The 14,015-nt window shown below is 56.1% G+C and carries 14 protein-coding genes; 10 read left to right on the top strand and 4 right to left on the bottom strand.

Annotated features, from left to right (window positions below):
• Positions 1 to 14 precede the first annotated feature (14 nt).
• The 7 genes from cheR (at position 15) to E2F51_RS19840 (ending at position 6,785) form a co-directional block, all read left to right on the top strand.
• Complete coding sequence (cheR, locus tag E2F51_RS19870; RefSeq protein WP_134824327.1) at positions 15 to 887, top strand: protein-glutamate O-methyltransferase CheR; 873 nt, start codon at positions 15 to 17, stop codon at positions 885 to 887.
• Positions 887 to 1,936, top strand: a complete 1,050-nt coding sequence (locus tag E2F51_RS19865; protein WP_013202549.1) for a chemotaxis response regulator protein-glutamate methylesterase — start codon at positions 887 to 889, stop codon at positions 1,934 to 1,936. Before cheR ends, E2F51_RS19865 begins: the two co-directional genes overlap by 1 nt.
• 42 nt (positions 1,937 to 1,978) lie before the next feature.
• Positions 1,979 to 2,368, top strand: a complete 390-nt coding sequence (gene cheY, locus E2F51_RS19860; protein ID WP_013202548.1) for a chemotaxis response regulator CheY — start codon at positions 1,979 to 1,981, stop codon at positions 2,366 to 2,368.
• Between the two features lie 9 nt (positions 2,369 to 2,377).
• On the top strand, positions 2,378 to 3,022 hold the full coding sequence (cheZ, locus tag E2F51_RS19855; protein WP_134824326.1) for a protein phosphatase CheZ: 645 nt from the start codon (positions 2,378 to 2,380) through the stop codon (positions 3,020 to 3,022).
• Between the two features lie 150 nt (positions 3,023 to 3,172).
• Positions 3,173 to 4,318, top strand: a complete 1,146-nt coding sequence (gene flhB, locus E2F51_RS19850; protein WP_013202546.1) for a flagellar biosynthesis protein FlhB — start codon at positions 3,173 to 3,175, stop codon at positions 4,316 to 4,318.
• The gene (gene flhA, locus E2F51_RS19845) at positions 4,318 to 6,396 is read left to right on the top strand and encodes a flagellar biosynthesis protein FlhA (protein WP_134824325.1); all 2,079 of its coding nucleotides are present in this window, start codon (positions 4,318 to 4,320) and stop codon (positions 6,394 to 6,396) included. Before flhB ends, flhA begins: the two co-directional genes overlap by 1 nt.
• On the top strand, positions 6,396 to 6,785 hold the full coding sequence (locus E2F51_RS19840) for a flagellar protein FlhE (RefSeq protein ID WP_013202544.1): 390 nt from the start codon (positions 6,396 to 6,398) through the stop codon (positions 6,783 to 6,785). The genes flhA and E2F51_RS19840 overlap by 1 nt, the downstream gene beginning before the upstream one ends.
• A gap of 69 nt (positions 6,786 to 6,854) precedes the next feature.
• Here E2F51_RS19840 and argS read toward each other — a convergent pair whose 3' ends face one another.
• Positions 6,855 to 8,585, bottom strand: a complete 1,731-nt coding sequence (gene argS, locus E2F51_RS19835; protein ID WP_134824324.1) for an arginine--tRNA ligase — start codon at positions 8,583 to 8,585, stop codon at positions 6,855 to 6,857.
• A gap of 213 nt (positions 8,586 to 8,798) precedes the next feature.
• Positions 8,799 to 8,936: a hypothetical protein gene (locus tag E2F51_RS23900; protein ID WP_013202542.1), complete on the bottom strand. Its 138-nt coding sequence runs from the start codon at positions 8,934 to 8,936 to the stop codon at positions 8,799 to 8,801.
• A 304-nt stretch (positions 8,937 to 9,240) separates the two neighbouring features.
• On the opposite strand from E2F51_RS23900, the gene E2F51_RS19830 reads away from it, so the two are divergent.
• Positions 9,241 to 9,807, top strand: coding sequence for a VOC family protein (locus E2F51_RS19830; protein WP_013202541.1), 567 nt, complete (start codon positions 9,241 to 9,243; stop codon positions 9,805 to 9,807).
• Here the strand turns inward: E2F51_RS19830 and E2F51_RS19825 are convergent.
• Positions 9,802 to 10,962 carry a MalY/PatB family protein gene (locus E2F51_RS19825; RefSeq protein WP_134824323.1) on the bottom strand — a complete coding sequence of 387 codons (1,161 nt, stop codon included), beginning with the start codon at positions 10,960 to 10,962 and terminating at the stop codon, positions 9,802 to 9,804. The two genes, E2F51_RS19830 and E2F51_RS19825, sit on opposite strands and share 6 nt — an antisense overlap.
• A gap of 100 nt (positions 10,963 to 11,062) precedes the next feature.
• Between E2F51_RS19825 and cutC the strand changes: the two genes are divergently transcribed.
• Together cutC and E2F51_RS19815 are read left to right on the top strand one after the other, a co-directional pair.
• Positions 11,063 to 11,818, top strand: a complete 756-nt coding sequence (cutC, locus tag E2F51_RS19820) for a copper homeostasis protein CutC (protein WP_053142666.1) — start codon at positions 11,063 to 11,065, stop codon at positions 11,816 to 11,818.
• Positions 11,819 to 11,974: 156 nt separating this feature from the next.
• A complete protein-coding gene (locus tag E2F51_RS19815) occupies positions 11,975 to 12,808 on the top strand; it encodes a hypothetical protein (RefSeq protein ID WP_134824322.1) in 834 nt (277 codons plus the stop codon).
• A gap of 61 nt (positions 12,809 to 12,869) precedes the next feature.
• Here E2F51_RS19815 and E2F51_RS19810 read toward each other — a convergent pair whose 3' ends face one another.
• Entirely contained in the window at positions 12,870 to 13,967 is a 1,098-nt protein-coding gene (locus E2F51_RS19810; protein ID WP_134824321.1) for a glycerol dehydrogenase, read from the bottom strand.
• Positions 13,968 to 14,015: the final 48 nt, after the last annotated feature.

Here is a 14,015-nt window from a genome sequence, read left to right as displayed (position 1 = left end):
CAGGGTAGCCCTACATGAAAAAATCGACGTTGTTAGCCCCGCAGGAGAACGCCACGCTGCTGTCCCAGATGGTTCAGCGCCTGCCGTTATCGGATACGCACTTTAAGCGTATCAGTCAGTTGATCTACCAGCGTGCTGGCATCGTTCTCGCCGATCACAAGCGGGAGATGGTTTACAACCGGCTGGTCCGGCGGTTGCGGATGTTGGGTATCGACGATTTTGGTCGTTACCTTGCGCTGCTGGAGAGTGATTCCAACAGCCCGGAGTGGCAGGCGTTTATTAACTCGCTGACCACTAACCTGACGGCATTTTTCCGTGAGGCGCACCACTTCCCGATTCTGGCCGAACACGCCAAACGCCGGGCGGGCAGTTTTAACGTCTGGTGTGCGGCGGCCTCCACGGGTGAAGAGCCGTACTCCATCGCCATGACGCTGGCGGAAACGCTGGGCGCAGGGCCAGGGAAATTCCAGGTCCATGCCAGCGACATTGATACGCAGGTGCTGGAGAAGGCGCTGAGCGGTGTTTATCGCCAGGAAGAGTTACGCACGCTGTCTCCACAGCAGCTGCAACGTTTCTTCTTCCGGGGCACCGGCCCGCATTCCGGGATGGTAAGAGTCCGTCCCGAGCTGGCAAACACCATTAATTTTGCTCAGCTGAATCTGCTGGGCAGCGAGTGGGCGCTACCGGGCCCGTTCGACGCCATTTTTTGCCGTAATGTGATGATCTATTTCGATAAAGAAACACAGGAAAAGATCTTACGGCGTTTTGTCTCGATGTTGAAACCCGGCGGGATCCTGTTCGCCGGTCACTCCGAGAACTTTAGCCAGATCAGTAAAGAGTTCTATCTGCGCGGCCAGACAGTCTACGGACTGACTAAGGAAAGATAATGGGAAAAATCAGAGTGTTATGTGTTGATGACTCTGCATTGATGCGACAGCTGATGACAGAAATCATTAACAGCCATGCAGATATGGAGATGGTCGCCTCGGCACCGGATCCTTTAGTGGCAAGGGACATGATCAAAGAATTTAACCCGGACGTGCTGACGCTGGATGTGGAAATGCCACGCATGGACGGACTGGATTTTCTGGAAAAGCTGATGCGCCTGCGACCGATGCCGGTGGTGATGGTGTCGTCGCTGACCGGGAAGGGATCGGAAGTGACGCTGCGTGCGCTGGAGCTGGGTGCCGTGGACTTCGTTACCAAGCCGTCGCTGGGGATCCGTGAAGGGATGCTGGCCTACAGCCAGATGATTGCTGATAAGGTCCGCGCGGCCTCCCGAGCAAAACTGCATGCGCGTGGCGCACAGCCTGCGCCGGTGATGCTGAAAGCGGGGCCGTTGCTGAGCAGTGAAAAGCTGATCGCCATTGGCGCTTCAACCGGCGGAACCGAAGCGATTCGCCATGTGCTGCAGCCGTTACCGGCGACCAGCCCGGCACTGTTGATTACTCAGCATATGCCACCCGGCTTCACCCGTTCATTTGCCGAGCGCCTGAACAAGCTCTGTCAGATCACGGTGAAAGAAGCGGAAGATGGTGAGCGTATTCTGCCAGGCCACGCGTACATCGCGCCGGGTGCCATGCACCTTGAGCTGGTGCGCAGCGGGGCGAACTATCAGGTCAAACTGAACGAAGGACCGCCGGTCAATCGTCATAAACCGTCGGTCGACGTCTTATTTAAGTCGGTGGCGCAGTATGCCGGTCGTAACGCCGTCGGGGTGATCCTGACCGGTATGGGTAACGACGGTGCCGCCGGATTGCTGGCGATGAACAAGGCAGGTGCCTGGACCATCGCCCAGAACGAAGCAAGTTGTGTGGTATTTGGCATGCCAAGAGAGGCAATCGCCCTCGGGGGAGCCAGTGAAGTGGTGGATCTTCACCAAATCAGTCAGCACATGCTGGCCAAAATTAGCGCCGGACAGGCATTACGTATTTAACGCAGCGCCCGTCCAGCGGGCTACAAAAAAACGGGAGTGGGTATGGTTGATAAAAATATGCGGTTTCTGGTGGTCGACGACTTCAACACGATGCGTCGTATCGTCCGTAACCTGTTAAAAGAACTCGGCTTCAACAACGTTGAAGAAGCTGAAGATGGTGTGGATGCGCTGCACAAGCTGCGTGCCGGTGGATTTGATTTCGTGGTGTCTGACTGGAACATGCCCAACATGGACGGTCTGGAACTGCTGAAGACCATCCGTGCCGATGCGGCTATGGCCAAGTTACCGGTGTTGATGGTCACGGCGGAAGCCAAAAAAGAGAACATTATTGCGGCTGCTCAGGCTGGTGCCAGCGGCTACGTCGTTAAACCTTTTACAGCAGCGACCCTTGAAGAGAAGTTAGGCAAAATCTTCGAAAAGCTGGGTATGTAAGGAGCCGAGATGAGCACACTTCCGACACCAAATGTTGATGCGGCTTCTGCCAACGACATTATCTCCCGAATTGGTTCGCTGACGCGGATGTTGCGCGACAGCCTGCGTGAATTGGGACTGGATCAAGCTATTGCTGAAGCGGCGGAAGCAATTCCGGATGCCCGCGACCGCCTGGATTACGTAGTGCAAATGACCGCTCAGGCGGCAGAACGCGCGTTGAACTGCGTGGAAGCTTCACAGCCACGTCAGACGCTGATGGAAGATGGAGCGAAGGCGCTGAAAGGCCGTTGGGATGAATGGTTTGAAAATCCTATCGAACTGGCGGATGCCCGCTCTCTGGTTTCGGATACCCGTGGCTATCTGGAGTCTGTGCCTGAACACACCGCTTTCACCAACGCACAGTTGATGGAAATCATGATGGCACAGGATTTCCAGGACCTGACCGGTCAGGTGATCAAGCGCATGATGGACGTTATCCAGGAAATCGAGCGCCAGCTGTTAATGGTGCTGCTGGATAACATGCCAGAACAGGCTTCCCGTCCGAAGAAGGATGTGGACAGCTTGCTCAATGGTCCGCAGATTAACGGTACCGCGCCTGGCGTGGTAGCGAATCAGGATCAGGTGGACGATTTACTGGACAGCCTCGGGTTTTAAGCTTGTCTGTGACAGGAGCTGGCGCCCGCCAGCTCCTGCTATTTTTACCATCCCGCAAATAACCCCCATTTTACGCGTTTACTCGCGGCATTATCCCTGCGCCAATTTGGCATGCTGGCACCTGAAATTCCGTATTGAAGGTAAGCTGCCGTGGCCGGAGACAGCGAAGAGGAAAAGACCGAATCCGCAACCCCCCACCGAATAGAAAAAGCACGAGAAGAAGGGCAAATTCCGCGTTCGCGCGAGCTGACCTCCGTGCTGATGTTGGTGGCGGGACTGAGTATTTTGTGGATCACCGGGGCGACAATGGCACGAAAGATCGGCGCGCTGCTGGCCGATGGGCTCAAATTCAACCATTCCGTGGTCAGCGACACCAGCCAGATGCTGCATTTACTGGGCAACCTGGTGCAGCAGGGGATCTTCACGCTGATCCCGATGATGGCCGGTTTAGTGCTGGTGGCGATTGCCGCACCGATGCTGCTGGGCGGCGTGGTCATCAGCGGTAAAGCCATTAAGTTTGATGTTGGCAAGATGAACCCGATTAAAGGCATTGGCAAACTGTTCTCCGGCCAGACGGCTGCAGAGCTGTTGAAGTCGGTGCTGAAGGCGATTCTGGTCGGCTGCGTCACCTGGCTGTATATCCGTCATCACTGGCCCGATATGCTGCGACTGATCAGCGAATCACCGTATAACGCCTTAGCCAATTCGTTAAATATGATTGCGATGTGTAGCGTGCTGGTGGTGTTTGGACTGTCGCCGATGGTGATGTTTGACGTGTTCTGGCAGCTGTACAGTTATTTCAAGGGCCTGCGCATGACGCGCCAGGATATCCGCGATGAGTACAAGCAGCAGGAAGGTGACCCGCACGTGAAGGGCCGCATTCGTCAGCAGATGCGCGCCGCCGCCCGCCGACGCATGATGGCGGATGTGCCAAAGGCCGACGTGATCGTCACCAACCCGACGCACTATTCCGTGGCCTTACAGTACGACGAACGCAAGATGAGCGCGCCGAAAGTGGTGGCGAAAGGGGCCGGCGAGATTGCCCTGCGCATCCGTGAGTTGGGCAAAGAACACCGCATTCCGATTTTAGAAGCACCGCCGCTGGCGCGTGCCTTATACCGACACAGTGAGATTGGTCAGCATATTCCGGGAACGTTATATGCCGCCGTCGCAGAAGTGTTGGCCTGGGTTTGGCAACTCCGTCGCTGGAAGCTGGAGGGTGGCCTGGCCCCGAAAAAACCTGACAATTTAACCGTCCCGGAAGGACTGGATATTGTCATAAGAGATGAAGACTAATGGCGAATCTGGCCGCAATATTACGGTTACCGAATTTTAAAGATACCCAATGGCAGGTGATGGCCGGGCCGGTATTGATTCTGATGATCCTGTCGATGATGGTGCTGCCGCTGCCGCCCTTCATTCTGGATCTGCTGTTCACCTTTAATATTGCGCTGTCGATCATGGTGCTTCTGGTGGCGATGTTCACCCAGAAAACGCTGGAGTTCGCCGCTTTCCCCACCATTTTGCTGTTCTCAACGTTACTGCGCCTGGCGCTGAACGTTGCCTCAACCCGTATCATTTTGATGGAAGGCCACACCGGAGCTGGTGCGGCTGGACAGGTGGTTGAAGCCTTCGGTCACTTCCTGGTGGGCGGTAACTTCGCCATCGGTATCGTGGTGTTTATCATCTTGGTGATCATCAACTTTATGGTTATCACCAAGGGTGCGGGCCGTATCGCCGAAGTGGGCGCGCGTTTCGTGCTTGACGGCATGCCCGGCAAACAGATGGCCATCGACGCCGACCTTAACGCCGGCCTGATTGGCGAAGAAGAAGCGAAAAAACGCCGTTCTGATGTGACCCAGGAAGCCGACTTCTACGGTTCAATGGACGGTGCGAGTAAGTTCGTTCGTGGTGATGCCATCGCCGGTATCATGATCATGGTGATTAACGTGGTCGGCGGACTGTTAGTCGGCGTTATCCAGCACGGGATGGACGTGGGGCACGCGGCGGAAAGCTACACGCTGCTGACCATCGGTGATGGCCTGGTTGCACAGATCCCGGCGTTGGTGATCTCAACCGCAGCAGGTGTGATCGTCACCCGCGTCGGCACCGATCAGGATGTTGGCGAGCAGATGGTCACCCAGCTTTTCAAAAACCCGCGCGTCATGATGCTGAGTGCCGGCGTTCTGGGCCTGTTAGGCCTGGTGCCGGGCATGCCAAACCTGGTGTTCCTGATGTTCACCGCCGCCTTGCTGGGCCTCGCCTGGTATCTGCGCGGTAAAGAGACCAAACCGAAAGCGGCAGCCCCGGCGCCAACCAAACAGGTTGAAGCCTCTTCCAATACCGAAGCCTCCTGGGGCGATGTGCAGCTGGAAGATTCGCTGGGCATGGAAGTCGGTTACCGCCTGATCCCGATGGTCGACCATCAGCAGGATGGTGAGCTGCTGGGCCGTATCCGCAGTATCCGCAAAAAATTCGCCCAGGAGATGGGCTTCCTGCCGCCGGTGGTGCATATCCGTGACAACATGGATCTGCCGCCTGCGCGCTACCGTATCCTGATGAAAGGCGTCGAAATTGGCAGCGGTGATGCCTATCCTGGCCGCTGGATGGCGATCAACCCTGGCACCGCCGCCGGCACGCTGCCGGGCGAACCGACCGTCGATCCGGCGTTCGGTCTGGCTGCCACCTGGATTGACAGTGCGCTGAAAGAGCAGGCGCAAATCCAGGGCTTTACCGTGGTGGAAGCCAGTACCGTGGTGGCAACACACCTTAACCACCTGATTGGTCAGTACGCCAGCGAGCTGTTTGGCCGTCAGGAATCGCAGCAGCTGCTGGATCGCGTGACCCAGGAGATGCCAAAGCTGACCGAAGATTTGATCCCAGGGGTGATTTCCCTGACCACGCTGCATAAGGTGCTGCAAAACCTGCTGGCCGAGCGCGTTTCAATCCGTGATATGCGCACCATTATCGAGACGCTGGCGGAGCATGCTGCGGTACAAACCGATCCGCATGAGCTGACGTCGGTGGTTCGCGTTGCACTGGGCCGCGCCATTACCCAGCAGTGGTTCCCGGGTACCGGTGAAGTGCAGGTGATTGGGCTGGATACCACCCTTGAACGTCTGTTGCTGCAGGCGCTGCAGGGCGGTGGCGGACTCGAGCCGGGCCTGGCGGATCGTCTGATGGCGCAGGCGCAGGGCGCGCTGGATCATCAGGAATCATTAGGCGCACCGCCGGTGCTGCTGGTTAACCATCCGCTGCGTGCATTGCTGGCCCGCTTCCTGCGCCGCAATATGCCGCAGCTGATGGTGATCTCGAATCTTGAATTGAGCGATAACCGTAATATCCGCATGACGTCGACCATTGGAGGTCACTGATGAAAATGCTGCTACTGCTGCTCTGTTTCCCGGGCGTTGTCCTGGCCGCCGGCGGTGCCTGGCAGGCCAGCTCGATCGGGCCTGGCCTGCAAAATCGCGGGATGCAGGCGGCATCGCCGGCGCTGACCGCTTCTGAAGCGGTGGACGGTTCGATTACCGAAGTGGCCTGGCGCTATGTGGTTAACGGCCCGGTGCCTTCAGGCATGATGGTGCACCTGTGTGCCGAAACCCGCTGTGTGGCGCTCGACGGTGCCAGCGGCGCAACCCGCGGCCTGAGCAATCTTGCCGCTAACCAGAGCCTGCATTTTGTCTACGGCGTGCAGGGGAAAGGGCGACTAAACAAGGATCTGCGGGTGATCAGCAATCAGGTGATGGTCAACTACCACTGATTGCTGAACGGCAGGATCAAAAAAGGGGACGATTACGCATCGTCCCCTTTTTTATTGCCGCGTCGGCGGTTACATTCTTTCTACCGTATCGATACCCAGCGTATCCAGACCCTGTTTCAGGGTTTTCGCCGTTAACAGCGCCAGCTTCAGGCGGCTCTGTTTGGTGGCTTCATCGTCGGCGGTCAGAATCGGGCAGTGCTCGTAGAAGCCAGAGAACAGGCCGGCCAGATCGTACAGATACGCACACATCACGTGTGGCGTACCGTCACGGGCAACCTGGGTGATGGTTTCTTCGAACTGCAGCAAACGCACCGCCAGCGCCGCTTCACGATCTTCAACGATTTGCGCGTTGCCGGTGACGCCAGTCTCATCAATCCCCGCCTTACGGAATACCGACAGCACACGGGTATAGGCATACTGCATATACGGCGCGGTGTTGCCCTCGAAGGCCAGCATGTTGTCCCAGTCGAAGATGTAATCGGTGGTACGGCTTTTGGACAGGTCGGCATACTTGATCGCGCCGATACCGACGCTGTTCGCCAGCGCCTTCAGCTCGTCGGCAGGCATGTCCGGGTTCTTCTCGCCAACCAGCTTAGTGGCACGCTCGACCGCTTCGTCCAGCAGGTCGGACAGCTTGATGGTGCCGCCCGCGCGAGTTTTGAACGGCTTACCGTCTTTGCCCAGCATCATGCCAAAGGCATGGTGTTCTAACGGCACCGACTCAGGCACGTAACCGGCTTTACGCACGATGGTCCACGCCTGCATCAGGTGCTGATGCTGACGGGAATCGATGTAATACAGCACGCGGTCCGCCTTGAGGGTTTCATAACGGTATTTCGCACAGGCGATATCGGTGGTGGTATAGAGGTAGCCGCCATCCTTTTTCTTGATGATCACACCCATCGGGTCGCCATCTTTGTTCTTGTACTCGTCAAGGAACACCACGGTGGCGCCTTCACTTTGCACCGCCAGACCTTTGGCCGTCAGATCGGCGACGATGCCCGGCAGCATATCGTTGTACAGGCTTTCACCCATCACGTCTTTGCGGCTCAGCGTCACGTTCATGCGGTCATAAATGATCTGGTTCTGCGCCATGGTGATATCGACCAGCTTCTTCCACATGGTGCGGCAATATTCGTCGCCACCCTGCAGCTTAACCACATAGCCACGCGCGCGCTCGGCGAAGGCCGGATCTTCATCATAGGTGCGCTTCGCTTCGCGGTAGAACACTTCCAGATCCGCCAGCGCGTGCTCTTCGTGATGCTCGTTCTGCTGTTTCTCCAGGAAGGCGATCAGCATGCCGAACTGGGTGCCCCAGTCACCGACGTGGTTCGCGCGGATCACGTTGTGGCCGAGGAATTCCAGCGTACGCACCGCCGCGTCACCGATGATGGTGGAGCGGACGTGACCGACGTGCATCTCTTTCGCCACGTTTGGCGCGGAGTAGTCAATCACCACGGTTTGGGGGGCCACCGGCGCAACACCGAGGCGCGGCGCGGCGGTAACTGCATCAACCTGCACGGACAGCCACTGCTTGTCGAGGAAAAGGTTGATAAAGCCGGGTCCGGCAATTTCTACTTTGCTGGCAATGCCGGTCAAATCGAGATGCTTAAGGACTTCTTCCGCCAGTTGTCGGGGCGCCATAGCCAGCTTCTTGGCCACTGCCATGATGCCGTTCGCCTGGTAGTCACCAAACTGCACTTTGGCTGATTGTCTTACCTGCGGTTCGCAGTCGGCCGGAGCCCCTGCTGCGATCATCGCCTGACTGACTTTTTCTGAGAGAAGAGCCTGAATATTCACCGGGTTACCTTATATGCTAAAAAGCCTGCGTCGGGGCAAGCCATCATGCTGAACGACGCCAGGCCACAGAGCGATCTGTTGTACACTGGCACCGTCAAAAAAGAAGGGGAAAAGTATACTGCATTTCAGGCGGAGTTATCCAGGAACCTGATCATCGGAAGATGACGTGAGGGCGGCGGGAAACAGTGCTGTGACTGTTTCCCGCCAAAGTATTCAGGAACGGCGACGGGCTACGCGGTGAGGGCGATGCGGGCTGGCAACGGTGCTTTTATCGTTACGTACCTTCCAATGGCGGGCCAATGCAAACCCCATCATCGCAATCAGCACTGCAACTAAAATATACATAAGCATTATGCTTTTTCCTTGTGTGAGGGTGGGAACAAATCTATAAGAATCCACAATACCCTACAACGTCCCGACAGGGATTTAGGAATAGTCGCATTGTATAAATTTAACTAAACTAAAACAGAAAGTTAAAAGACATTTTCTAAATAATACGCTGGTCCTGAACCAGCTAAAACTGAGTATTTGCGTTAAATATCGTTATTAATAGGTACATTAATCCATAAAAATGCACTATTCATAACATTGGCTGGTCCGGTAATGAGACGGCGTCGCAAACCAATGATTAAGTAAACTACAGTAAGGAGGCCGAATGGCGCTGTTTTCGGGTAAAAATGCAGAAGAATTAAACGATTTGTCTAATGATTTACCCCGTTTTTTACACTCTCTTTACCAATTAGCGGATCGATTAGAACTGGATTTGGCGCAGCTTGAGGTTGACCACATTGCCGTGCGTTGTAACCAGAACACCACCGCAGCGCGCTGGAAATCTGGCTTTATGCAGCATGGCGTGCTGTTTTCGGAAAAAGAAATCAACGGACGTCCTGTGGCCCTTTTTGAACTGGAGTCGCCGCTGTCGGTTGGACCCTGGAAGATAAGCGTTATTGAACTACCGTGGCCAGGAAATCGCCTGTATCGCCATGAAGGATGGGAGCATATCGAAGTGGTGTTGCGGGGTGATCCTGACGAACTGGGGTCGCGCGCGTTGGCGCTGTGCTCTGATGCAGGGCTGATTCAGCAAGGAATTTCCATCAAAAGCAGTGCGCCAAAGGGCGAAGGGGAACGTCTTCCCAATCCCACGCTGGCAATCAGTGACGGTTCGGTCACCATCAAGTTCCATCCCTGGAGCCTGAAAGAGGTGGTCGAAAGCGAGTTATGACAGGTTAAGACGCGGCAGGGTGCGCACGGCATTTTCCATGCGTCGGAGGGCTTCGTGGATAAAGTCACGCGGGCAGCCGAAGTTCAGGCGCACGTAACCGTCGTCGCCAAAGTCACGGCCTGGTGAAAAGCCCAATCCGTGACGTTCAAAAAACAGCGCCGGACTGGCGGCCTTCAGCTGACTGGCATCAATCCACGCCAGGTAGGTGGCTTCCGGTGCCACCATCGACAGGCCGGGTATGGCATTGACGCGCCGCGTCAGCAGGTCCCGCGTCTCCCGCAGATAGGCCAGCTGCTCATCCAGCCACGGCTGTCCGTCACGCCAGGCCGCCGTCGCGGCAACATACGAAAGAATATCCCCGCCCGGCACCAGTCCCTGACGTTGTCGGGTGAAACGCTTGCGCAACTCCCTGTCCGGAATGATCGCCACTGAAGCACCCAATCCGGCAATATTGAAGGTCTTGGACGGGGAAATCAGCGTGACAGAGCGCCGTTCGGCATCCTCATTCAGCGAGGCAAAAGGAATATGCTGCACGCCGGGCTCCAGCAGCAGGTCGCAATGGATTTCATCTGAACAGACAATCAGATCGTGGCGCTGGGCAAACCGCCACTGCTCCAGCAACTCCTCGCGACGATACACCGTGCCGCCCGGATTTTGCGGGTTACACAGCATCAGCAGCTTCTCATTGCCAGTCATTTGTGGCTCTAACGCCGCCAGGTCCATCACCCAACGTTCCTCTTCCAGACGAAGCTGGGCATTGAGTTGGCTACGGCTGGCATTGGAGGCGGCTGAACGGAACGGCGGATAGATCGGGGTAGGGGCGATGGTGCCCTGATGCGCTTCAGTAAATGCACGCACCGCAAGATTTAAGCCGGTGACCACGCCGGGCAGGAACACCAACCATTCAGGTTTTATCGCCCACTGATACCTTTCAGCCATGCGGGCAATAATCACGTCAATCAGTTCGGAGGGCGGATTGCCGTAACCAAAAACGCCGTGCTCAACGCGCTGCGTCAGGGCATCAATAATACACTGCGGGGAACGGAAGTCGGTGTCGGCAACCCACAGCGGGAGGATATCCTGATCACCATATTTTTGCCATTTGAGACTATCGCTGTGACGGCGATCGATCCGTTCATTAAAATTGGATGCCATGTTAGTGATTCCCGTTAATATTAAATCGAAGTTATTGAGTCAGACTAAACACCTGCAAAGATTTTCACAACCAGCCAGCAGTCATTAACAGGAGGATGGGATGCTAAAACTGGAAGTATGCTGCTATGGAGTCGATTGTGCTTTGACTGCTGAACAAGCCGGAGCCGATCGGGTTGAATTATGTGCTGCACCGGCCGAGGGTGGGTTAACCCCGTCCGCCGGCAGCCTTAAACTGGCGCGTGAAAAGCTGACGCTGCCCGTCCACCCCATTGTTCGCCCACGCGGCGGCGATTTTTGCTTCTCAGCCAACGAATTTAATGAGATAAAATCAGACGTCGCGCTGATCCGCGAACTGGGCTTTCCGGGCGTGGTGGTCGGCGTGCTGGATGTTGATGGCCACATTGACCTGCCAAGGATGAAACAGATTATGGCGCTGTGCGATGGCATGGCGGTCACCTTCCATCGGGCCTTCGATCTGTGCCACAGCCCGCTGATGGCCCTGCAGCAACTGACCGACCTTGGTGTGGCGCGCATCCTGACCTCAGGACAGCAACAGAGTGCCGAAAGCGGATTATCGCTGCTCAAGGAACTTAACCGAATGACGCGCGGTCCAATCATTATGGCTGGGGCGGGCGTCCGTCTCGGCAATTTGCAGAAGTTCATTGATGCAGGTCTGAGCGAAATACACAGCTCGGCCAGCCAGAGAGTGGCCTCGCCGATGCGCTACCGTAAAGCCGGTGTCTCTATGAGTTCTGTGGCAGAAACCGATGAATTCAGTCGCACCTGTGTGGACAGTGATATGGTCGAAGCGATGAAAGTCGCGCTGTCGCTCAGTCCCCCGGTGAGAGTTGCCTGACCCGATTTTGCCGCGCAGCACGCCACTAAACGACGTGATGTTTGCAAGTACCAAGCCCCATCGTTTTGGTGGGGCTTTTTTTCACCCCAAACTGCCCGCAAGGCAGAAATTCCCCTTACACTTAGGCTATTCCTTTCCTCTTTGACGAGATTGTTCATGAAAATCATCATGCTGGGCGCAGGGTGTTTTATGTTGTGGGCAGGCGTCTCGGCCGCGCATGCCGCAGAGAGCTGTCCTGCGCAGGCGAAGCAGATCAATGACAGCAACAGCCTGGTGCTGCTGGGTGGCACCGCCAAAGGGCCGATCAAGCAGGTGGTGGTTGGCGAGTTTGGTAAGGACGTCAATCAGCAGAAACGTATTCTGGGCCAGTTCGATCGCTGTGGCGCGTTGCTCAGGGCGGACATCAGCTATGACAAGAGCGAAGGCAACATGATGCTGCGGATGGTGCAGAATATCGCCCGGGTTAACAGCGGCTGGCAGTCGGTGTATGACATGTCGGTGTTCATGATCAAAGACGGCCAGCCGGTGGAAGTGAATCGCAAACAGGGCACCGTGAACTATCTGATCGGCAACAAGGGTACTATCACCAGTTCAACCGATGCCTTTTTACTGAAGGGCGAGAAGGGGTTCACCGAAACCACCAACAGCTTTGATTCCCGTCTGCGGTTGATCAAAAGCGTGGCCAGAGGCTCCGACGAGCAGGCTAACGGTGTGTTTCGTTATCAGTGGAACAATAAGAACCAGTTAGTCAACTCCAGCTCCGGCAACAGCAAAATGAGCTGGTCGTATGATAAGCAGGATCGCGAGCAGCGTTTGCTGACGCTGACCCATTCCGCCAACAGCGATTTGACCTCAGTTGATGAGTGTCAGCTGTGGGACGATCGGGGGAACTGTACCTTAAGCTACGCCCATGAGAAGGAAGTGTTTCCGCAGGGCGAAATTAACCGCCATATCAGCGCCGCCTACCGGTTTGAATACTGGGAGCAGTAACAGGTAATAAAAAAGGCGGCGGGAGAATTCCGCCGCCTTGTTTCAGGGTGGGGTGACGCGACTATTTCACCGTCAGGCTAAAGGCATCCACCGCCAGAATGGCACTGGCAATATCTTCCGCACTCAGATTCGGGTTGAGGTTTTTCAGCGTATCGCCTTCGCTGTTGGCCAGCGCACCGACTTTCACCAGGTTTTCCCAGCTCTCCTTCTCCAGATGCAACTCTTTCAGCGTGGTTGGCATGTTAATCGAGCGGTAGAAGCGGATATAGCGCGCGATCTCTTCATCCGGACGCTGCTCCAGCACCATCTGCGTCAGCGTGCCGTAGGCCACTTTCTCGCCGTGCGTCAGGTGGTGAATATCGCCGTCGATGGCGGTGAAGCCATTATGGATCGCGTGCGCGCCGGCCAGACCGGCGTTTTCAAAGCCCAGTCCTGACAGCAGGGTATTGGCTTCGACCACCGCTTCCACCGCAGGCGTTACCACTTTTTTCTCCACCGCCTGATAGGCGCTGTAACCGTAGGTCAGCAGCGTTTTTTCACAGGCTTCCGCAATCGCCATACCGGCAATGGTCGGATCGCCGCCCACCATCGATTTACTGTGAGAGCGTTTCACCGCCTGCGCTTCCACAAAGGTGGCCAGGCCGTCGGCGATGCCGGAAGCAAACAGGCGCACCGGCGCGCGGGCGCACACCTGCGTATCGACCAGCACCAGGTCTGGGTTTTTGCTGTAAAAGCGATAGCTTTCGAATACGCCGGTATCGGAATAGATCACCGAAAGGGCGCTACAAGGCGCATCGGTTGAGGCGATGGTCGGGACAATCACCACCGGCTGTTTCAGTTCATCGGCCACGGCTTTGACGGTATCCAGCGTTTTGCCGCCGCCCAGACCAATCACCAGGCTTGCACCGCCTTGTTTAGCCAGTGCCGCCAGCCGGCTGATTTCGTTGCTGGACGCTTCGCCGTTAAACTGCTGATAGTGAAACTCAATATTGTGTTCGTTAAGGGAAGCCTGTGCTTCTTTACCAATCAGCCCCCAGACAATCTCATCGGCAACCACAAAGGCGTTATTGCCAAGCTCTGCGACGTACTCGCCTAGCTGGGCTAACACACCCGCACCCTGGACATATTTCCGCGGTGAAGAGAAAACGAATTTACTCATGTGGGACTCCTTTCAGTGAAATGAAACAGATGTCTGACTGCGCCAGTG

Source organism: Erwinia sp. QL-Z3, from assembly GCF_004551645.1.
Lineage (GTDB): Bacteria > Pseudomonadota > Gammaproteobacteria > Enterobacterales > Enterobacteriaceae > Erwinia > Erwinia billingiae.
The sequence above is the reverse complement of the archived record's forward strand: the minus strand, read 5'-3'. Positions and strand labels throughout refer to the sequence as shown.